Genomic DNA, 21,233 nt, shown 5'->3' on the forward strand with positions numbered 1-21,233 from the left:
ACCTACTCTCAGGTAAGCCTTTTTCTACATCCATGTTCACGACATATTTCCTTACTTTGAATCGATACGTCGGGCCGCAAATCCTTTCACAGCCTTAAGCATGATGCTGAAACCTATGCGCTTACACCGAGCAATTCACTGGCGGAAGTTGTTGCACTCTGCTGCTGGTAGGCATTCATTGCCATACGCTGGAGTATAGACTGACCGGACTGCCCGCCTTCTTCCGAGTTTTGCTGGTTCACTTGGGAATCTTGACCAACTACCCCTGCTAATGAAGTGTCACCATTAGCAAAAGCCTTCTGCAATTCATCCAGAGTTACCACGCCGTCCTGATTGAAATCATATTCATCGTATTCCTCTTCGGAATCTTCACTGGATGAACTTTCCGCAGTACTGCCGGAAACAGACATCTGGCCCATCATGGCTTTCTGCTGCTGTCTGCTTTCAAGATCGGCAACCATTTCTTCCTGTGAAAGAGAACCGTCACCGTCAGAATCAATCTCAGTAAAAATTTCACCTAAAAAACCAGCTTCGGACGAACTTAATTGCCCATTACCGTCACTGTCCTGATCATCAATAATGGAGCTGACAAAATCTTCCGAGGAATCAAAATCCTCAGGACGCTTCATCTGGTTCATCTGACCTGAAAACAGACCGTTTACTGACGAACTGCCTATACCGGAGATGCTCATAATTATCCTCCTGATCATTAATTGAGAAAGGCAATATTTGCCTGTTCCACTGTCTGACCGGGGATGCAGCAACAACGGGACCGGATCATATTAAGGAATATTAACTTAAAATATATTTTTATTTACAGGCTGCCATAACCACCACCCAGCTATTCCAATCGCATATTTGTTTTCAAAAACTCCTGCTCCATGTTATAATCTGTTTAGGTCTAAATCCTAATTTTCAGCCGGAGGGAAACTATGCATATCCAAAAACGTTCATTAATTTTCATTCTGCTGGCAGCGTTCTTTTTACTTTGCCATGCCCAGCCCGCTAATGCTTATGATGATTACGACTTCTGGATACAGACACCCACCGACTGGACGCACAACACCCAAGGCCTGTCCGAAGACCTAAAAAAGCAGGTAGTATCGCCGGACCGCAATGCTTTCATTGAAGTATACGCTGCTGCAGGCAACAACCCAGGCCTGAATGCTATTGCCGACGGAATGGAACAGGGAATACTCCAACGCGGAGGAGCGTATTTCCAGAACAGAATTTCCAGCCGCAATGTGATGCAGGATAATCACCCGGCAATTTTCCGGGAGTACAGTTCACATTACAATGGCAACAGGCTGCACGCATACGCAATCTTCACCTATGCCAACGGTGGTGCTGTCGTGGCTATCGGAGTCTTTGCCGAATCCCTCGCCCATCAATATCAGAACCTTGTCTACCAGAGTATTAACAGCCTTCGTTTCTCCCCGCCTAACAGCGCAGGCGGGAGCACTCCCTACAGTGCTCCTCCATATGGAGGATCAGGAAACGCATGTGATAAATTTGCCGGTAAATGGAAGTGGTTTACCGGATCGCAAGCAGAATTCTATGCAGACGGACGCATGCCCGGAAATGGTAACCGCTGGGAATGCGTCGATCCGGCACGTGGCAGGATTAGAGTAATCTGGAGCAACGGCAAGTGGGTGGATGACCTTACCATATCTGCAGACGGCAGCAGGGTCGACGGTAAGAACCAAGTAGGAAACCGGGTCTGGGGAACAAGGATCTCCGGACCTTCCCACCCGGTATCACCTCCTGCACAACAGGTGGAAACACCCCAGCAGCCTATTCCCAAAATGAATTTCGCCAGAAGAATACGGGGCAATCTCGCGGCAAGCTGGCGTCTGGCACACGGCAGCCTCAAGGCAGGAACCTCCGATTCCAGAGGTGAGTGGGAACTGAGCACCGTATCTGGAACTACCCTGCGTTTTACTGATCCTTACAAGCAGGGCAAACAAAGATATCGTGTAAAAATCTTGACCAAAGACGGACAAGTAGTGGAAGAAAGGGTTGTAGGCATGTCCGAACATATCACTGTCAGCCCCGGCTTTTATAAAATCCGGATGTTCGCAGAAGGTGGATACGCTGGCTGGAGATGTGAATGGCATTAATCAAGATAGACCCTTTAACCGGCAGAAATGCAGGACTAACATGTGGGGCATATATTCGAGTCTTATGGCGGCCTTTAAACGCAAACGTAAATGCTCGCAATGCGGCAATATCAACATCATCAGCATTAAAGACAAAGATAAAACAATAAAATGCAGTAAATGTGGAAAATCCCTGCCCCCACAGCCCCCTACCGTTTAAAGCTTAATCCCTGAAATCCCAAAAGGGCGAAGCAGATGCTTCGCCCTTTTTTATACTATTTATTATACTTGCTGCGAGACTCAACAGTGAAATCTGATCATTAGATGGCAACACGTAAGAGACGCATAATGACTCGGTTTTTTTGATAAATTTAACTTTTAATTTTTTTTCAAAAAACCTGTTGACATGTCCGGCACATTTCCATAGAACCTCTCTTCGTGACGTCGGGATGTAGCGCAGCCTGGGAGCGCACTTGAATGGGGTTCAAGGGGTCGGAGGTTCAAATCCTCTCATCCCGACCACGTCAAAAAGAGACCCCAAGGGTCGTAGCCTTAACGACTGCGACCCTTTCTTTTGACAACTCAGTAAATAAAATAGTCACCTAAGGCTTTCGACGAAGCTCCTGCTAACGCGGTTGAGCGTGTCTACAAGACATTATCGCCAAAGAAAGCCACCATATAAAGGTGCTTCCGTGGCTCAGTCGGTAGAGCGCGTCCTTGGTAAGGACGAGGTCAGCAGTTCAATCCTGCTCGGAAGCTCCACAGCAAATTAAAAGCCCTGCTTTAGAAATAAAGCAGGGCTTTTTGCTTTTATCCGTACAGAAAAAACCTAATTGTTTTTCACTATTCCCCACTTGAAATTAGATCTGCCCCGCTTTCAACCTCTACATGATTTTAAGTCACTTAACATAATACAAAAATAATCTCCTATAGGCATTTCAACTTGTTGACATGTCCGACACTTTTCTATAGAACCACTCTTCGTGACGTCGGGATGTAGCGCAGCCTGGGAGCGCACTTGAATGGGGTTCAAGGGGTCGGAGGTTCAAATCCTCTCATCCCGACCACGTCAAAAAGAGACCCCAAGGGTCGTAGCCTTAACGACTGCGACCCTTTCTTTTGACAACCCAGGAAATGAAATAGTCACCTAAGGCTTTCGACGAAGCTCCCGCATAGCGGTTGAGCGTGTCTACAAGACATTATCGCTAAAGAAAGCCACCATATAAGGTGCTTCCGTGGCTCAGTCGGTAGAGCGCGTCCTTGGTAAGGACGAGGTCAGCAGTTCAATCCTGCTCGGAAGCTCCACAGCAATTTAAAAGCCCTGCTTTAGAAATAAAGCAGGGCTTTTTGCATTTTGAAGAGTCAAACAACGCCATCAGCAGCCAGCCCACCGAACGCCTTCTTTTGACAGACTTCTTAATATTAGGCATCCTTCAAAAATAGATGTATTTTACATTCATCCTCTTTTAAATAAACAAGCCTGACGAGAGTTAAATGAAGCATATAATTGTCACTTTTCTGATCGCTTGCTGTTTAAACAGCACATATGCTTTTGCTGACGAAGACACAATTCGTATTTCCACATCCTACAAAACCTTACTGTCAACGCCAGAAGGAACAGGGATGCTGGATCAGGTTATCAAAGAAGCTTTTCGACGAATCGGCAAAAAAGCCAGAATCGTATTTACTCCCAACGAACGGTCACTGATAGCCGTCAATGGCGGTATGTTTGATGGTGAAATAAATCGTGTAGCAGGCATGGAAAAGGATTTTCCCAACCTGATTCAGGTTCCCGAGGCGAACATGATAATGCTCTTTGTAGCTTTCGCGACAAAAGACATTATTATTTCAGACTGGGAGAGTCTGCGCCCCCTCAGAATCGGGATAGTAAAAGGCTGGAAAATACTAGAGAGAAACACCGAAGGATTTCCACGCATTACACGAGTAATGAATGCTGACCAGCTTTTTTTGATGCTGCATAAAGAAAGAATCGATGTTGCCCTTTACTCGAAAATTCTCGGACATGAATGGATAAAAGAGTTGAACTGTACACATGTTCACCATCTGGAGCCACCATTGGCAAGCCAAGCTATGTACCTATACCTCCACAAAAAACACGAAGACTTAGTCACACCTCTGGCTAAAGCCATAAAAGAGATGAAAAAAGACGGAACATACGACAAAATAGTCTTAGAAACGACAGGTTTTCTTTATCAATAAAAAACAAAAAGCTCCCTGCCTTATTTCTAAAGTAGGGAGTTTTGCTTTTTATACTATTTTTTCAAAAACTAATCCTCTCCGATATCCTCCGCCCAAAGCGAAGGTTTCTCGGCCTTGAGCCTCTCCATAAGCTCAATGCATTTGGGGTGGTCCAGAATATCAACCCTTACACCTCTGGATTCAAGAAATTCTTCATTGCCGCCGAAATTACGATTTTCCCCAATCACAACACGGGAAATACCGAATTGCACTATTGTGCCCGAACACATCATACAGGGCGATAAAGTGGTGTAGATAGTCGTATCTTTATATGTCTTCTGACGTCCGGCATTACGAATACAGTCCATTTCCCCATGAGCAATGGGATCACCTTTTTGAACCCGCTGGTTATGTCCGCTACCGATAATTTCCCCGTCGCGGACCAACACCGATCCAATAGGCAACCCGCCTTCATCGAAACTTTTCTTTGCCAGCTTGTACGCCTCTTCCATGAACTTCATATCAGACATATATTCCTCCCGAGTTAACACATTGTTATCTTTCAGAGTATCCATCTTTTCAAATTTCAGCCAGCCCTAAATCATTTCACCCGCCCCAAAAGAAAAAACGCCAAAGCTGTTACGGCGGTCCCAACTGCTGCAATCCAGAGAAATCCGCTGTAGCCCATTGAATCCACGGCAATACCGCCGATCAGCGGTCCTAGAAAAGACCCCATATGTACGGTAAACATCATCATATTCACATTAAAACTTCGAAAACGAGGCTCACTGACCACAAACATCAGCGAATTAAGGGCCGGAGCGCTTAAGCCCATGCCTATCCCAAATACAACAGCTATGGGTAGAAGCATGGATTCATCATGCAGTCCGTTAAGCAGCACAAAGCCCCCGGCGGTGAATGCAAAGGCGGTAACAATCAATCCGCGCTTGGAAAAGCGATCAAACAAGTTACCGCCGAAAAGACGAATGGCGATCATAACGCCCATCTGCAATGAAAAGAAATATCCGGCCTGATAAATTCCCCTTGAATGGGCAAAATCCTGAAAAAGAAAGAACAGCCCGTTAAAAATCATAAAATAAACGCCATTAACCATCAGTACAGAGAATATCTTCAAACGCAGAAGATTGGCATATGACTCTCTGGCAGAGAGAACTTCTCCCGTACTCTGCCCCTGTTTTTTCATCCTTGAAGTACGAAAGCGGAGAAACAAAGTCAGCAAAAAAGCCACAGGAATCAGTCCGGCTGTTCCGGCATAAATCCAAGCCGGACCGTCTACCAGAGGACCGACCTGCTCCGAGACATGGGGCATAACAGCATATGGCAGCAGCAGAGCCGTGGAATAAAGACTGAACGCCGAGCCGACATTATCCTGACTGACCATGGAAACAAGAATAGCCACACACGGCGCAAGTACCATAAAAAGCCCCACCCCCTGCCCTATGCGTAACAGCAAAAGCGGCCAAAAACCTTGAATATATAAATATCCACAGCCGCACAGACAAACCATGACCATGCCTTTAAACATGAATCTATACGCATTTTCTGCAGTGATGCGGTTACTGACTGCTGCGTACATGAACATACCGGACAGGGAATAAACGCTTATCAACAAGCCTGCCAAGCTCTTGGTGAATCCAAGTTGCTGCAAATAAACATTCAGGCTGTAATATACGGAGTTGTTGCAGACTGCCATGAAGACAAGACTGCATAAGGTGATAAATTCAAGAAGAGGAAGAGACTGCTTTTCAGACATGCACTGATTCCGGTTAAGGGGTTGATTCTCCTGTAATAGACGACTCTGCCTACACTGCCAACGCATAAATTGCTGGACCGCATAGAGAGCGAAGAGTAATCGTAGACCTCAAGTATGGAGTAAAGAAATGACTGTAACTTCCACAATAGCACTAATATTTGCGGTTTTAATTTTTGCGCTGATTCCCGGACCGGGGGTCATGTCCATCATCGCCCAGTCGGTTTCACGCGGTTTCAAATCAACAGCCCTATACTGTCTCGGAGTTGTCAGTGGAGATCTCTGTTACCTGCTCATGGCAATTTTCGGCATGGGATTTATCGCCCAGAAACTGGGTACCGGATTTCTGGTCCTGAAATGGATTGGTGCGGCCTATCTGATATATCTGGGAATCAAAAACTGGAGGGCAGCCCCGCCTGCTGAGAATGGTTCTAATCTGCCCACAGAAAAAGGGTTCGGTAAGACCTACCTTGCCGGACTGTGTGTCTCGCTTGGCAACCCCAAGCTGATCGCCTTCTATTGTGGATTCTTGCCGGGGTTCATGGATTTGCAGACCCTGACAGCAAGTGATGTGATTATCGTGACTTGTGCGGTCATCACCACAGTACTGACGGTAGTGTTGAGCTACGCATGGCTGGGTGATCACAGTCGTGCAGCCATCCGCAGCCCTAAAATATGGAAAATCGCCAACCGCTGTGCCGGATCGGTATTGATCGGTTCCGGGGTGGCTGTTGCTACTGAATAATCAATAAAAAAAGGGGTGTACAATACACCCCGTTTTTTTATTTCAACACATAACCCAAAGCCAGATCAACATGCGCCTCAACCGTATCAATTAACGGCACGGAAACATCTTCAGGCTTTACCAGCAATCCGATCTCGGTACAGCCGAGTACAATTGCTTCGGCACCCTGCGCGGCCATTTCTTCGATAATCTTTACGTACCCTTCTCTGGTATTATCCATAAACTTTCCACAGCAGAGTTCATCAAATATAGTGCGGTGAACCATAGACCGCCCATCACAATCCGGCACAATAACATCCAGACCGTATTTCTCTTTAAGCGGACGGGACAGAAAATCCTGCTCCATTGTAAAAGCCGTCCCCAGCAGACCAAGCTTGGAAGCTCTGCTCTTTTCCGCTCCTGCGGCAATGGCATCAGCCATGTGCAATAGCGGGATATTAACCGCTGCCTGAACTTCAGGAGCAGCCTTGTGCATGGTATTGGTGGCAATGATCAGGGCATCGGCTCCTCCGGCCTCAACGCTTTTAGCGCCCTTCACCAAACCGGCGGTGATGCTTTCCCAATCACTGCTTCCCATCTGCTCTGCAAAAGGAGCAAAATCAACGCTATGCATGACCATGCGACAGGAGTGCAGACCGCCCAGTTTCCCGCGCACACCTTCATTGAGCAGCTTGTAATATGATATTGTTGATTCCCAGCTCATACCGCCGAGAATTCCGAGAGTTTTCATAAAATCCTCCTTGGATTCAAACTTCCAGCACCGTATACCAAATTAATCTGTACCTAAAAACACACAACAAACTTAAATATCATCAGCACAGATCTCCAAAAAATGGACTTTATCCCGGAAACTGATAACATTGGCGAACTAAACATAACTCAATCAACGACTTTATTGCAGGAACCACATGGAACTCATCAACTTCATAATTAATTTCATTACTGCCATGAGCCTCGGAGAACAACTCTCCATCGCCACCGGACTTATCTATATATTGCTGAGCGTACGCCAGAATCCGCTCTGCTGGCCTTTCGGCATTGTCAGCGTCGGTATCTGGATGTTTATTGTTTTCCAAGGCAAACTTTATTCCGATGCCTTCCTGCAATTCGTCTATGTGGTTCTTGGCTTCTACGGCTGGTACCAATGGCTGCGCGGCGGTACGGACAACACTCCGCTCAAGGTCCAGAGCGTGGACCGCAAACTAGCCATCCGCCTGACCATTATCGGGCTGGCTGCGTTCATCCCTACCGGATATCTCATGGAAAACTATCTTGAGGCATCCTTTCCGTGGTGGGACGCATTAACCACCGTACTTTCCCTCATCGCCCAATATCTACTTGCCAAAAAATACATGGAAAACTGGCTGCTCTGGATCACTGCCGATGTCATGTATATCGGCATATACTACGCCAAGGGCTGGGTCGGATACAGCGGACTGATGGGAGTCTATACCGCCATGGCTGTGCTCGGTTTCATCAGCTGGCTCAAATCCTACCGCGCCGACCAGGAATGTGAATGCTCCGCGTAGTACTCACGGGGTCCGAATGCACTGGAAAATCTTCTCTAGCCGCCAAATTGGCTGAGCATTACAAAGTGGAATTCGTGCCCGAATACCTTAGGGAATACTTCACTCTGAAAAAAGGCATCCTGACCGTAGATGACGTTATTCCTATTGCTCAGGGGCAATTGCAGTATGAGACAGATGCGGCGGACAGGGGTTACAACCCGCTTATCTGCGATACGGACATCATTTCATCCATCGTCTACGCCAAGCACTACTTCGGGGAATGTCCTTCTTGGCTTGAAGACAGGCTCAAGGAACTGCACCGGAGTATTTACCTGCTCTGCGACATTGATGTTCAATGGCAGGCTGACGGACAGAGAGATATGCCCGAAGAACGGGAATACATGCAGAACCTGTTCATAAGTGAATTGAATTCCCGCAACATCCCTTTTCAGATAGTAAGCGGTCCGCTGACGCAACGAACAGTTAAATCCATAGAACTCATTGATGAAGCCCTTGCTGCATCAGCAAAATAACGTTGTCACTTCACTTTACAATCTTAAAAAAATTAATATTGAATGCATCTTTCAAATGATAAACAGATTCATAAGAAGCAAACACCCAATCGTTATACCAATCACAACCAACCTATTCTGCTAGACAAAACACCCAATATTGATTGAATGATCAAAAGCAATCCCGGCACATAACAAAACCATCAATTTCCCATACTCATATTTGCGTATTCATCAATCCTACAATGAGCAAAACCTTGATCTTGAGCGAGAAATATGTAAGGTAAGTCAGGTTTTATAAGAATGAGAAACAAGGAGTATTGAATGCGCCAGAAACTATTGATTGTTCTTGCTATCGTGGCTTGCTTTGCCTTTGGAGCAACCATGGCCCATGCAGAAAAACTGACCCTCGGCCTGAAAGGTGAACCCACCTCTCTCGATCCCCATTTTCACAACGTTAACGCCAACAACGAGCAGGCTCTGTATGTGTTTGACAAACTGATCCGTCAGGACAACAAACAGAAACTTGAGCCGGGTCTGGCTACATCCTGGACCCCCGTTTCCGACAACGTATGGGAATTCAAACTCCGCAAAGGCGTCAAATTTCACGACGGGTCCCCGTTCACTGCTGAAGATGTAAAATTCACCATTGAACGCATCCCCAACGTACCCAACAGCCCTTCTTCCTTCACCGGATTTGTTTCCAACATCCAGAAGATGGACATAGTTGATCCCTACACCATCCGTTTCATCACCGAAGCACCTGCTCCGCTTCTTCCCCGTCAGATGGCGGCTTTCCCCATCATCTCCAAGAAGAATGCTGAAGGCGCTACCACCGAAGATTTCAACTCAGGTAAAGCCTGCATCGGTACCGGCCCCTACTCTCTGGTTAAGTGGGAACGCGGTGACAAAATCATCTACAAGCGCAACGATAACTACTGGGGCAAAAAAATGCCTTGGGAAGAAATCATTGTTCGCCCCATCACCAACGACGGTACCCGTGTTGCAGCTCTGAAATCCGGCGATGTTGACCTGATCAACTTCGTACCCCCGGCAGATGTTGACGGTCTGGCTGAGAACAAAAAGGTCACTCTTTCCGAATCTCCCTCCACCCGTCTGATCTACCTGCACCTTGATACCGACCGTGATGATTCCCCCACTGTTACCGGTAACAACGGCGAAAAGATCAAGAACCCCCTGAAAGATTTCCGTGTACGTAAGGCTATCTCCAAAGCCATCAACCGCCGTGCTATCGCCGGTCGCATCATGGACGGCCTTGCAGTACCCGCAAGCCAGATGGTTCCCGATGGATACGAAGGCACCAGCAAACGCCTCAAGCCTGAAGAATACGATCCGAAAGGCGCTAAGGCTCTGCTCGCAGATGCCGGCTACCCCGAAGGTTTCAAACTGGTTATCCACGGTCCCAACGACCGTTACGTAAACGATGCTGACATCGCTCAGGCCATTGCTCAGATGCTGACCAAAATCGGCATCAAAACAGAAGTTAACACCATGCCTAAGAGTGTATACTTCGGTCGCGCTTCCGCCCTTGAGTTCAGCTTCATGCTCGTAGGCTGGGCAACTGATACCGGCGAACAGTCCAACTGCGTTGGTGCTCTGCTGCACACCTATGACAAAGAGAAAGGCTTCGGTTCTTCCAACCGCGGTCGCTACTCCAACCCTGAACTCGATGCCACCATCGAAAAAGCTCTGGTCACCGTTGATCCTGAAAAGCACAACGAGCTGATCATCAAGGCTACCGAAATGGGTATCGGCGATCTGGGTATTATCCCCATCCACTATCAGGTTAACGTTTGGGGTTCCAGAAAAGGTATTGAATACAACGGGCGTACTGACGGCTACACCCTCCCCCGCGAGATCAAAGTCGTTAAATAAATCGCCTGCATAACTGATTAATCAAAAGGGGCGTACTTTGTGCGCCCCTTTTTCAACTGGAGCAAAATTTCATGCTCGCATTTTTGATTCGAAGAATTTCACAATCCATCGCCGTACTGCTGGTCATGTCTGTACTGGTCTTCAGCGGCGTATACTGTATCGGTAACCCGATCGATATTCTTATCGCCCCTGATGCTACCCCCGCTGAAAAGGATCGCGCAATCAAGGAACTCGGCCTGGATAAGCCCCTGCCCGAACAATACTTGCGCTTTCTCACAGATGCTGTGCAAGGCGATCTCGGGAACTCTTTTGTATACAACGAACCCGCTCTTAAACTGATCATGCAGCGTATGCCCGCAACCATGGAGCTGGCCGTAACCGCTATGCTCATGGCCGTATTTTTCGGCATCCCGCTGGGTATGATCGCCGGTATTAAATCGGATACTCTACTCGGGCGAAGTATCATGCGTTTCTCCATACTGGGCTTCAGTCTACCAACATTCTGGGTCGGGCTGATGTTCATTATTATCTTCTCGGTTTATCTGGGCTGGCTGCCCTCGGGAGGACGCGGAGAAACGGTTGAGCTACTGGGGGTTCCGGTCAGTTTTCTCACTTGGGACGGCATACGCCACCTGATTCTTCCGGCCATGAACCTCGCACTATTCAAAACCTCGCTGGCCATCAGGCTCAGCCGTGCCGGAGTGCAGGAAAACATCCAGATGGATTACGTTAAGTTCGCCCGCGCCAAAGGACTTACCAATACCCGCATTATCGGGCTGCACGTCATGAAGAACATCATGATCCCGGTTGTTACCGTTCTTGGTATGGAGTTCGGCGGACTGATCGCTTTTGCGGTTGTTACCGAGACTATTTTCTCTTGGCCCGGTATGGGTAAGCTGGTCATCGACTCCATCGGAGTTCTCGACCGTCCGGTTATCGTTGCTTACCTGCTCATCACCGTGACCATGTTTATCATCATCAACCTCATCGTTGATATTATCTACTCCATTCTGGACCCCCGAGTCCGCTTGGGCGACCAGAATTAGGAGATTTCGCTATGGCAGAAACACAACAGACGCAGCAGCCGGAAATGTCCGCAGCCGAGACTACCCCGGAAAAAGACGAATCCCTGCTCCTGCAATCATTGAAAGAATACTTTGAGAGCAAGACCGCGACCATCGGGCTGATCATCCTGACCCTGATGGTGGTTGTCGCGCTGATGGCTCCGTACATTTCTCCGCAGAACCCGTACGACCTGATGACCATCGACATCATGGATTCCAAGCTCGAACCGGGTGAAAAATCCATGGACGAATCCGTGACCTACTGGCTGGGAACAGACAGTCAGGGCCGCGATATGCTCAGCGCCATCCTTTACGGCCTGCGCATCAGCCTCGGTGTAGGTGTAGTTAGTACAATCATCGCGCTTGTAATCGGGTCCGTCATCGGTCTCTGGGCATCATTCATCGGCGGTCGCACGGACTCGTTCATCATGCGAGTGGTCGACCTGCAGCTAAGCTTCCCGGCGATTCTGGTCGCTCTGATATTACTGGCGATACTAGGCAAGGGGGTTGATAAGATAATCCTCTCGCTGGTCATTGTCCAGTGGGCTTACTATGCCCGCGCCATACGCAGTAACGTGCTGGTGGAGCGCAAGAAGGAATACGTGGAAGCTGCCAAATGCCTTGCCCTGCCCCAGAACAGGATCATGTTCGGGCATGTGCTGCCCAACTGTACACCGGAGCTGATCGTTATCTCCACCGTTAAGGTCGCAGGAGCCATCGCCCTAGAGGCAACCCTCTCCTTCCTTGGTCTGGGTATGCCCATCACCCAGCCCTCGCTGGGCCTGCTCATTGCCAACGGTTTCAAGTACCTGCAATCAGGTTATTACTGGATCAGCTTCTACCCCGGTGTGGCCCTGCTTGTCCTCATCGTATCCATCAACCTTGTTGGTGACCGCTTGCGTGACGTTCTGAACCCGAGGTTGAAAAAATGAGTGAAAACATTCTCAGCATACAAAATCTTAAGACCTACTTTTACACCCGTGCCGGAATCGCCAGGGCCGTCGATGACATCAGTTTGGACATCGATAAGGGCGAGATTGTCGGTATTGTTGGTGAATCCGGTTCCGGTAAGTCCGTAACAGGCTTCTCGATTATGGGCCTTGTGGACCCTCCGGGCGAAATTGCCGGCGGTTCCATCAAATACAGAGGACAGGAAATTATCGGCCAATCAGAAGAAGAGTGGCGTAAATTCAGGGGTGCTAAGGTCTCCATGATCTTTCAGGACCCCATGATGACCCTTAATCCGGTTCTGCGCATCGACACCCAGATGATGGAAGCCATTACCGCCCACGAAAAGGTATCCAAAGATGAAGCGCGACGCCGTTCCATCGAGGCCCTTGCCATGGTGGGTATCCCTTCACCTGAGGAACGGATCAAGGCTTACCCGCACCAGTTCTCCGGCGGTATGCGCCAGCGCGTTGCCATCGCAATCGGACTGATCAACAAGCCGGATCTGATCATTGCCGATGAACCGACAACCGCACTGGACGTAACCATTCAGGGGCAGATTCTTTCCGAAATGCAGACCCTCTGCCGCAAAACCGGAATGGCTCTGATATGGATAACCCACGATCTGACCGTAGTAGCAGGTCTGGCCCACAAGGTGGCGGTAATGTATGCCGGGCGGATCATCGAACAGGGTAATGTTGAGGAAATCCTCGACCATCCCATGCATCCGTACACCCACGGTCTGATCGGATCAGTGCCCAGCCGCAACAAACGCGGCGAGCCGCTGTTCCAGATTCCGGGCATGACTCCTTCGCTGATCAATATCCCCGAAGGCTGCTCATTCAGGATGCGCTGCCCCTATGCTGATGACCAGTGCATGGTCGCACCGGAGCGGACCGAAAAAGAAAACGGACGCGTTGTACGCTGCCATCATCCTTTGTAGAGGATCAAATATATGTCAGATAAAAATACACCTTTCTTGAGCTGTAGAAACCTGAGCCGGGTGTTTGTTAAAAAACTCGACTTCGCAGGTAAGATTGCCCAGAAACTGGGCTCAAAACTGCGCGAAGAGCGCGTTCAGGCAGTGGACAGCGTCAACCTCGACATCATGCCCGGTGAAGTTCTGGGTTTGGTGGGCGAATCCGGTTGCGGTAAATCCACACTGGGCCGCATGCTTTGCGAAATTCTGAATCAATCCGACGGAGATATTTTCTACAAGGGCCAGAATGTCAATGACATGAATTCCAAGGAACACATGGACTACGCGCGCAACGTACAGATGATCTTTCAGGACCCCTTTGCCTCGCTTAACCCGCGCAAAAGGGTCAAGCAGATCATCGGCGAAGCACCGCTCTACCACGGGCTGACCGATAAGGCCGGATTCGACAAGTATCTCTCCGATGTCATGCTTCGCTGCGGCCTCGACCCCAGCTACAAGGATCGCTACCCGCACCAGTTCTCCGGTGGTCAGCGTCAGAGAATCGGAATTGCAAGGGCTATGGCCATGCAACCTGAATGTCTGATCTGCGATGAATCCGTAGCAGCACTGGACGTATCCATTCAGGCCCAGATTCTGAACCTGTTCATGGAACTGCGCAAAGACCTGAACCTGACCTGCCTGTTCATCAGCCACGACTTAGGCGTGGTCGAACACATCTCAGACAGGATCGCGGTTATGTACCTCGGTCGCGTTGTTGAGGTCGGAACAGTGGAACAGCTTTTCAGCAATCCGTTCCATCCTTACACTCAGGCCCTGCTCAACGAGGTTCCCAGACTGGACAAACGCGATGTGGACTTTGCCCCGCTCAAAGGCGAAATCCCCTCCCCACTCGATCCGCCTAAAGGCTGCCACTTCCACCCGCGCTGCGCCCATGCCATGGACATCTGCCGTGAAAAAGCCCCGCAGGACAAGGAACTCAGCCCCGGACACCGTACATGCTGCCATCTTGCTGATTTGAAGCAGGAGACTCCGAAGCAGGACGAGTGGATCAGTATGTAGGGTTTGATTTGATAGATATAGAAGAAAGAACTCCCCCGTAACCTTAGGTTACGGGGGAGTTTCTTATTATTAACTAACCAGAATTAAGACTAATTAAATTCAACCTTGACCGGGCTGACAATCTTCAAAACAGAGTCTTGCTTAAACTCATCTTTGTAGGCCTTGGCGATTTCATCCACGCGCTGCTCGGCGTCCTTGTCTTCTGAGACGATCATGAGCACCTTACTTCTTTCAGAGTAAGTAAACATCTTGCCCGACCAGAATCCATAAGCATCATAGACTGTATAGCCGTCCTTGAATTTGGGGCTGACTTCCGTATTTAAAAAGCCCTGCCATTCTTTAGCTGTGACCCGTTGTTTGCCTTCGCCATAACTCTGGCCCATATAAAGCTCATAACGGTTCCATTTGCTCGTTGCACAGCCGGACAAGCCAAAAGCCAACAACAAAACTACAACAGCCAGAATTCGCACAGAATTGCGCATAAGAAATACTCCTCCAAGTCTACGACAATACTTCAACAAAAAGACTCTCACACCAACTAGGGAGTGCAGAGGGGCTTAGCCCTTCTGCCCGCCGGAGGCGAAATGCGATCAACACTAAGCGCGATAGCGCATCAAAACAAAGCGTCGCAGACCCGCCGGAGGCCTAAATAGCACTAGCTATATAAATACTTCAGGTTCACGACGCTCACTGAAATTATCAGCCAGCCACTGGGACACTTCCAGCAGGCGCGGTACTTCCAGCTTGCGCGCTTCGAAAGCACAGGCCTTAACGCAAGCGCAGCAGAAAATACACTTCTCCGTATCGGTTTCCACCAATGATCCAACAGAAATTGCCGCTGTGGGACAAACTCTTTCACAAGCTCCGCAAAGCTGGCAGTCCTCGTTGGAGATGGGAGCAGCTGAAGCCTTGGGTGAGCGTTCCTTGTAAGGACGATCACCGGGAATCTCTACATCTTCAGCGAAGAGAGAACCGTCAGCAAGCTTCGCGGCGAGGGATTTTCCGAACTCACGGGCTTTGCCCAGATCATCTTCGTCAGGACGGCTGACCGCGATGGGAGTCTTCTCATTGGAGAAAGAATGTTCACCAATAAACGCAGCTCCGGCAAGAGTCTTGAATCCGGCTTCTACGGCAATATCAGCAAGCTCAATGAGCGCATCTTCATAAGCACGGTTACCGTAAACAACCACTGGAACTACAGGACTGCCACAGGACTTTAATGCCTTAAAACGCTCCACGGCAGTTTGCGGAATGCGGCCGCCGTAGACCGGAGCACCGATTATCACCAGATCATTATCAACACAGTCGCAAGTTTCGGGCACACGGTCCGCACGGGTAACATCAACTACCTCCGAATGCTCAGCACCAACACCTTCGGCAATGGCATCCAGAATACGGCGGGTGGTCCGTGTGGGAGAAAAACAAACCAACTTTAATTTCTTGCAGGACATAAAAAACTCCATAACAAATTACTAAGTAAGACATCCGCCAAGTGACTTTACTTTTAAAAAGTTTAAGTACAGGGGCAAATATGATTTTGTAAACAGTTTTAATATAGTGAATATCAAGTCATCTGGCTTTTTTCAGCATAATAAAAAGGTTATGGCATACTGGAACCTTTTGTGCGATATAAAAAAAATGAGCGGGAATACAGAAAGATTGAACTTGAGTGCAGCCATCTTAGCCGGTGGCGAAGGGCGACGCATGGGCAGGAAGGATAAATCCTGCCTTGAAATTTCCGGTGAGAAACTGGTCAGCAGAATCATCCGCAGTCTTGAGGGACTTTTTGCGGAAACATTTGTTATTACCCGCACCCCGGAAAACCACCCGGATCTTGATGTACGGTTGGTTGGCGATCTCTTTGAATCACGCAGTTCACTGACCGGAATACATTCCGCGCTCTACCATTCCCGCACTGATCATGTGTTCATCACCGCCTGCGATTCTCCGTTTCTTAAACGGGAACTAATCAGCGAGATGCTAAGCCGGGTTGAACCGGATGACGATGTAGTTATTCCCGTACACCCGGACGGATTCTACGAGCCTCTCTGCGCTGTTTATTCAAAACGCTGCCTGCCGTTCATTGAAGAAAACCTGCAAAAGAATATCTTTCAGATCATCCGCTTTTTCCCGCAGGTGAAGGTAAAGACCGTGGACACGGATTTGCTGGCAAAAAAAGATCAAGGCCTGACAACTTTCATAAACATAAATACGCCTGATGAATTAAGCCGCGTCCGCGAAGACCTTAAGAATCCTACTGATAGATCCGGAAGCGGACAGAACTCTTTTCCGCACTCCATCCCGCGCAGTGCAGCACTTAAACTTATCCGCAAAAGCATTGCCCTGCCGAAGAACGAATACGTTCCGGTAACTGACTGTTCTGGGCTGGTTGCCGCAGAGACCTTGCAATCGGGCATATCCCTGCCTGAGCATGACCGTTCGGCTATGGACGGATTTGCCGTACCCAGTGCATGCACTTCTGCTGCGTCTAATGATCAGCCGGTTGAGATCAAATTTTCCGGTGAAGTCCGCCCTTCCTGCCCGGTACCGGGAAAATGTGAAGGACAGGCAGTCCGTGTGCTGACCGGAGGCATTGTTCCCGAGGGCACCGATGCGGTCATACCCTTTGAAAATGTTGAAGTGGGCGAAAACTCCATCAGCATCAGTTCTCCGGTACGCAAGGGTGATTTCATCCGCAATTCAGGATCGGACATCATGAAGGGTGAGACCATCGTCAATTCGGGTGCTGTTATTTCGCCCTGCGATGCCGCTCTGCTGGCTTATGCAGGCATCCGCTCCATTCCGATTTACCCATTGCCCAAAGTGGCTGTAATGGCTGTTGGCAATGAACTATGCGATCCGGCGCAGAAAACCCAATGCGGACTGATCCCGGCAGACAACCTCATCCTTATGAAATCCTTATGCTATCGCTACGGAATCCGTGACGTACGCATTGCGCCCTGCGCGAATTCTCCGGAAGCTATATCCGAAGCAGTGCAGGCCAATAAAGATTGCAAGCTGATCGTCACTACAGGTGGAACAGGCCCCGGCAACCGCGACTTTGTATTCAATTCCATCCGGCAGGCCGGAGGAAAACCAATTTTCAAAGGGCTGGCCATGCATCCGGCAAAATCAGTATTTGCATTCAACATGGACAACTCAATTGTCATCGGCCTGCCCGGTCCGCCCAATGCAGTAAATCTTGCCTTCCACACCATAGTCAATCCGGTAATCAATATGCTGCAGGCAAAAGCGGAAACTTCCGCCACAACCCCGGCAATTCTTACCGATGCGCTGAAAGGTGGACGCGACCGGGAAAAACTGCGTCCCTGCCGTATTTTTGAAGACAACGGCAAAATATTTGCTGATCCTTTGCTTGATAAATCCTTTTCACCGCGCAAGGTTATGAGCCTGTGTAACGGTATAATTATTATTCCCGCAGACTGCGGAGAACTTCCTCCTCAAAGTGTTGTTCAAGTAATCCGGCTCTAAGTTACTATTCCAGGCATAATTACTGCATTTATTCGGCTCAGGAAAAAACTGCCCAGAAATCCATGGAGCCGAGCATGATCAATTCAGTTCAATCAGCATACGCAACGCAATCAGTCAACGAAGTTCAACAATCCCGAGCCGGAATACAACCGCCCCTGCAGGACCGGCAATCCGGTGATAAAGTAACTATCTCCGATTCTGCCAAGATGCTCGCTTCCATCGACAGCTTTTTCTCCGACATGAATATCCCGTACACACCGGGCCAATCCATCTCTCTTGATGATCTTAAAACAGGTCTGGAAACCAGCACGGAAAAATTTCAGGATGACGTGAACGTGCTTTTCCTACAAAACGATATCAGCACAGATCCCCCCGTAGAATTAACCACTGACAGTTCCGGAAACGTGAGGGTAATGGGAGACCATCCCCAAAAGGATGAGATTGAACAGCTTTTTCAGGACAACCCCGACCTCGCCAATGATTTCCGCGGTGTGAGTTCATTAAACAGCCTTGTTGAAGCCGGGGAAGAATACCTCGAATTTGCCAAGGCCTACGAAAAAAAACCTTATGAAGCCGTTGCTAAATACAGCCATATCTTCAGCGGGATGGATATTGAAGAATTCAGCATGATAATCGGTGGGAATGATTCTGTCGCATAAACTTAACCCAAGCGAAATATATTTGGCTTCCCCTAACCTCCATGATGTTGTATATTGAAATCATGAGGAAAACCAAGCAGGGCAGCCTGCAGACTCAAAAGAGCATACACATGCATCGTTCATAATAAGGCGGCCCTAATCTGGTCGCCTTTTCTCTTTTTGGACCACTTTAAAAGAGGAGGCTTTATGGGACAGAAGAACTTCGTTCTGGACACCAACGTACTCATTGAAAACCCCAAATGCATCACAGCTCTGCGCAACGGAGTTGAAAACAACGTTCACCTCCCCTACACAGTCATTACCGAGCTGGATAAGCTCAAGCGTGACCCTCGCATCGGACACATTGTTTCCCAAGCAGTAAGGTCCATTTTAAAAGACGACAAGATCTCTATCCTCTCCCCTGAGTTTGCGGAAAAACTAAGCAGCCTCAGCCCGGACGACCGCATTCTCAAGGAAACACTCAACGCGTCCATTGATGATCCTATTCTGGTCACTAATGACCGCATCCTGCAAATTAAGGCTGGGATTTACAATCTAACATGGGAAGAATACAAGGATTCCGACCCCTTCCGCTCTGATTCGCAGATGTATACCGGATTTGTGGATGAAGACGAAACGCCCTATGTGAACAGCTTCCGCTGGGAAAATGGAACTCCGGTCTTTTACGGCAGCAAGGAAAATAAGGCCATTACCTACACCCATGAAGTCTGGGGCGTGAAACCACGCAACATTTATCAAAACCTTGCCCTTGAGCTGATGCTCAACAATGAAATCAACCTTGTCTCCATCCAGTCCGAAGCCGGATACGGGAAGACATTTCTCGCTCTGGCGTCCGCTCTTTATCTGGCCTTGGAGAAGAAGGACAATCCCTTTGAAAAGGTCTATCTGGTCAAACCTATCTGGGAGATAGGAGCCAAAATGGGTTTCCTGCCCGGATCAGTGGAAGAAAAAATGCAGCCTTATGTTCGCTATGTACGTGACCTGACAGTAAAGCTGCACGAACAACGTCCGGCCAACCGTATTTTCATGGATACGGATTCCGAAAAGTTCCGCTTTAACCAGAAAAAATTCGAAATTCTGCCCATAGCCTATATCCGGGGCATGAACCTTGAGAACTGCGTAGTCATCATTGATGAGATGCAGAACATGTCCCGCTCCGAAGTGCGTTCGCTGCTGACCCGCATGGGCGAAGGCGTCAAATGCATTTGTCTCGGCGACACACGGCAGGTGGATAACCCTTATCTCAACGAAAGCAACAACGGTCTCAACTGGGTGGTCAAAAAGCTGCGCGATAATAAGGAATACGCGCACATGGTCCTCAAGGGCGAACGTTCGCGTGGACCTATTACCGACATGGTTTTGAAGACAGGTTTGTAAACACAAAAGCCCGGCTGTTCAGTAAACAGCCGGGCCTTTTATCCTATTAATTCAGAAATTTTTTTACTACTTTTGGAAGATCCTCAGGAGGAGTTCGTCGAGGTCTTCGCCGTTGTCAATGGCTTCGGAAATTTCGCCTTCCAGAACCTGCGCACCCTTGCGCACTTCGGAAACCGTGCAATCCATGTTCAAGGCCACTTCCTCGGCAGGGATACCGTAACGGAAGCAGAGATAGTACAGAGCGCGACGGGCAAGCACAGCATGCGCATTGGCCTGCATCATCAGGTCACGAAATGAAACCGCAAAAGCCTCAAGCACAGCATCAAGGATGGAATCGAAAGTCTGTACTTCCAGTTCGGGCATAACTTCAGTCGCTTCGGCCTCAAAATCAGCCTCATCAAAATCCATCGGCCTCAAACTTCGAACAATCCCGGTCAGCCTGTTTATGCTGGCCAGAATTTCTTCTGCTGCGTAATAAGCAGTGACATCGGAAATGAATTCCCGGGGAGTGTCCGCTTTACCGCTTTCCAAATCAATGGTTACCCCGACCTTGGTCTCAAGTACTTCCTGCGCGGCATCCTTGATACGATCCAGCAAATGTTCCTGCACCCAGTTCATGACAAACTCATTAGGTGCGGTCAGCTGAACTACGCCATCTTCATAGCGTGCAGTCAAAGGTTCCACCCAAACCCTGACCAGCACAGGATTAATGCGTACAAGAAGCTTTTTCTTTATGGAGCTCCATACATTGGAATTCATTTCCCACCTCTGCAATTTAGGCCCTCAAAAAAGGACCGTCAAAAGACATTTACAAACCGGTTGCAATGAATATCCCCAAACCCGAAAAAGAGCAAACAGCTTTATGCTGTCACTCTTTTTCGGAAATCAAAAACGCTGAAAAACAAAAACAACAGAAAAAAACTTCCCAAAGGGAACCATAAAAAATCTGTTGTCCGAGAAACCG

Annotated in this window: 20 protein-coding genes and 4 tRNA genes; 17 read left to right on the forward strand and 7 right to left on the reverse strand. The window is 48.6% G+C overall.

The features are described 5' to 3' along the window. Positions 1-113 precede the first annotated feature (113 nt). Positions 114-692 carry an EF-hand domain-containing protein gene (locus tag ACNI23_RS11680; RefSeq protein WP_420248879.1) on the reverse strand — a complete coding sequence of 193 codons (579 nt, stop codon included), beginning with the start codon at positions 690-692 and terminating at the stop codon, positions 114-116. Positions 693-932: 240 nt separating this feature from the next. Here ACNI23_RS11680 and ACNI23_RS11685 point away from each other — a divergent pair, with 240 nt between their 5' ends. From ACNI23_RS11685 to ACNI23_RS11710, 6 genes are all read left to right on the forward strand, one after another. Next, positions 933-2,120 carry a hypothetical protein gene (locus ACNI23_RS11685; protein ID WP_420248880.1) on the forward strand — a complete coding sequence of 396 codons (1,188 nt, stop codon included), beginning with the start codon at positions 933-935 and terminating at the stop codon, positions 2,118-2,120. 424 nt (positions 2,121-2,544) lie between these two features. Continuing rightward, positions 2,545-2,621, forward strand: a tRNA-Pro gene (locus ACNI23_RS11690). A gap of 164 nt (positions 2,622-2,785) precedes the next feature. After that, positions 2,786-2,861 (forward strand) — tRNA-Thr (locus ACNI23_RS11695). A gap of 228 nt (positions 2,862-3,089) precedes the next feature. Then, positions 3,090-3,166: transfer RNA gene (locus tag ACNI23_RS11700), tRNA-Pro, on the forward strand. Between the two features lie 162 nt (positions 3,167-3,328). Further along, a tRNA-Thr gene (locus tag ACNI23_RS11705) sits at positions 3,329-3,404 on the forward strand. 189 nt (positions 3,405-3,593) lie between these two features. Beyond that, positions 3,594-4,319 carry a substrate-binding periplasmic protein gene (locus ACNI23_RS11710; protein ID WP_420248882.1) on the forward strand — a complete coding sequence of 242 codons (726 nt, stop codon included), beginning with the start codon at positions 3,594-3,596 and terminating at the stop codon, positions 4,317-4,319. 68 nt (positions 4,320-4,387) lie between these two features. Here ACNI23_RS11710 and ACNI23_RS11715 read toward each other — a convergent pair whose 3' ends face one another. Together ACNI23_RS11715 and ACNI23_RS11720 are read right to left on the reverse strand one after the other, a co-directional pair. Further along, positions 4,388-4,828 (reverse strand): nucleoside deaminase, encoded by a 441-nt coding sequence (locus tag ACNI23_RS11715; RefSeq protein WP_420248884.1) that lies wholly within the window; start codon positions 4,826-4,828, stop codon positions 4,388-4,390. A gap of 71 nt (positions 4,829-4,899) precedes the next feature. Further along, positions 4,900-6,072, reverse strand: a complete 1,173-nt coding sequence (locus ACNI23_RS11720) for an MFS transporter (RefSeq protein ID WP_420248886.1) — start codon at positions 6,070-6,072, stop codon at positions 4,900-4,902. A gap of 127 nt (positions 6,073-6,199) precedes the next feature. Between ACNI23_RS11720 and ACNI23_RS11725 the strand changes: the two genes are divergently transcribed. Next, positions 6,200-6,814: a LysE family translocator gene (locus tag ACNI23_RS11725; protein ID WP_420248888.1), complete on the forward strand. Its 615-nt coding sequence runs from the start codon at positions 6,200-6,202 to the stop codon at positions 6,812-6,814. A 37-nt stretch (positions 6,815-6,851) separates the two neighbouring features. Here the strand turns inward: ACNI23_RS11725 and ACNI23_RS11730 are convergent, their stop codons facing one another. Further along, entirely contained in the window at positions 6,852-7,544 is a 693-nt protein-coding gene (locus tag ACNI23_RS11730) for an aspartate/glutamate racemase family protein (protein WP_420248889.1), read from the reverse strand. Positions 7,545-7,722: 178 nt separating this feature from the next. Here ACNI23_RS11730 and pnuC point away from each other — a divergent pair, with 178 nt between their 5' ends. The 7 genes from pnuC (at position 7,723) to ACNI23_RS11765 (ending at position 14,741) form a co-directional block, all read left to right on the forward strand. Then, a complete protein-coding gene (gene pnuC, locus ACNI23_RS11735; RefSeq protein WP_420248891.1) occupies positions 7,723-8,343 on the forward strand; it encodes a nicotinamide riboside transporter PnuC in 621 nt (206 codons plus the stop codon). Next, positions 8,331-8,855: an AAA family ATPase gene (locus ACNI23_RS11740; protein ID WP_420248892.1), complete on the forward strand. Its 525-nt coding sequence runs from the start codon at positions 8,331-8,333 to the stop codon at positions 8,853-8,855. The genes pnuC and ACNI23_RS11740 overlap by 13 nt, the downstream gene beginning before the upstream one ends. A 303-nt stretch (positions 8,856-9,158) precedes the next feature. Next, entirely contained in the window at positions 9,159-10,730 is a 1,572-nt protein-coding gene (locus tag ACNI23_RS11745; RefSeq protein WP_420248893.1) for an ABC transporter substrate-binding protein, read from the forward strand. A 71-nt stretch (positions 10,731-10,801) separates the two neighbouring features. After that, positions 10,802-11,776 carry an ABC transporter permease gene (locus ACNI23_RS11750; RefSeq protein ID WP_420248895.1) on the forward strand — a complete coding sequence of 325 codons (975 nt, stop codon included), beginning with the start codon at positions 10,802-10,804 and terminating at the stop codon, positions 11,774-11,776. 11 nt (positions 11,777-11,787) lie between these two features. Then, entirely contained in the window at positions 11,788-12,726 is a 939-nt protein-coding gene (locus tag ACNI23_RS11755) for an ABC transporter permease (RefSeq protein ID WP_420248896.1), read from the forward strand. Continuing rightward, complete coding sequence (locus tag ACNI23_RS11760) at positions 12,723-13,685, forward strand: ABC transporter ATP-binding protein (RefSeq protein WP_420248898.1); 963 nt, start codon at positions 12,723-12,725, stop codon at positions 13,683-13,685. The genes ACNI23_RS11755 and ACNI23_RS11760 overlap by 4 nt, the downstream gene beginning before the upstream one ends. Positions 13,686-13,697: 12 nt before the next feature. Continuing rightward, a complete protein-coding gene (locus ACNI23_RS11765; protein WP_420248899.1) occupies positions 13,698-14,741 on the forward strand; it encodes an ABC transporter ATP-binding protein in 1,044 nt (347 codons plus the stop codon). Between the two features lie 89 nt (positions 14,742-14,830). Here the strand turns inward: ACNI23_RS11765 and ACNI23_RS11770 are convergent, their stop codons facing one another. Together ACNI23_RS11770 and ACNI23_RS11775 are read right to left on the reverse strand one after the other, a co-directional pair. Next, positions 14,831-15,223 (reverse strand): DUF3574 domain-containing protein, encoded by a 393-nt coding sequence (locus ACNI23_RS11770; protein ID WP_420248901.1) that lies wholly within the window; start codon positions 15,221-15,223, stop codon positions 14,831-14,833. A gap of 177 nt (positions 15,224-15,400) precedes the next feature. Then, complete coding sequence (locus tag ACNI23_RS11775) at positions 15,401-16,192, reverse strand: 4Fe-4S binding protein (RefSeq protein WP_420248903.1); 792 nt, start codon at positions 16,190-16,192, stop codon at positions 15,401-15,403. A 187-nt stretch (positions 16,193-16,379) separates the two neighbouring features. On the opposite strand from ACNI23_RS11775, the gene ACNI23_RS11780 reads away from it, so the two are divergent. From ACNI23_RS11780 to ACNI23_RS11790, 3 genes are all read left to right on the forward strand, one after another. Further along, complete coding sequence (locus ACNI23_RS11780) at positions 16,380-18,233, forward strand: NTP transferase domain-containing protein (protein ID WP_420248905.1); 1,854 nt, start codon at positions 16,380-16,382, stop codon at positions 18,231-18,233. A 74-nt stretch (positions 18,234-18,307) separates the two neighbouring features. After that, complete coding sequence (locus tag ACNI23_RS11785) at positions 18,308-18,892, forward strand: hypothetical protein (RefSeq protein ID WP_420248906.1); 585 nt, start codon at positions 18,308-18,310, stop codon at positions 18,890-18,892. A 186-nt stretch (positions 18,893-19,078) separates the two neighbouring features. Further along, on the forward strand, positions 19,079-20,269 hold the full coding sequence (locus tag ACNI23_RS11790; RefSeq protein WP_420248908.1) for a PhoH family protein: 1,191 nt from the start codon (positions 19,079-19,081) through the stop codon (positions 20,267-20,269). A gap of 66 nt (positions 20,270-20,335) precedes the next feature. Here the strand turns inward: ACNI23_RS11790 and ACNI23_RS11795 are convergent, their stop codons facing one another. Further along, positions 20,336-21,028, reverse strand: coding sequence for a DnaA N-terminal domain-containing protein (locus ACNI23_RS11795; RefSeq protein ID WP_420248910.1), 693 nt, complete (start codon positions 21,026-21,028; stop codon positions 20,336-20,338). Positions 21,029-21,233: the final 205 nt, after the last annotated feature.

It is taken from the genome of Maridesulfovibrio pacificus (SeqCode), assembly GCF_048612815.1.
GTDB classification, from domain to species: Bacteria; Desulfobacterota; Desulfovibrionia; order Desulfovibrionales; family Desulfovibrionaceae; genus Maridesulfovibrio; species Maridesulfovibrio pacificus.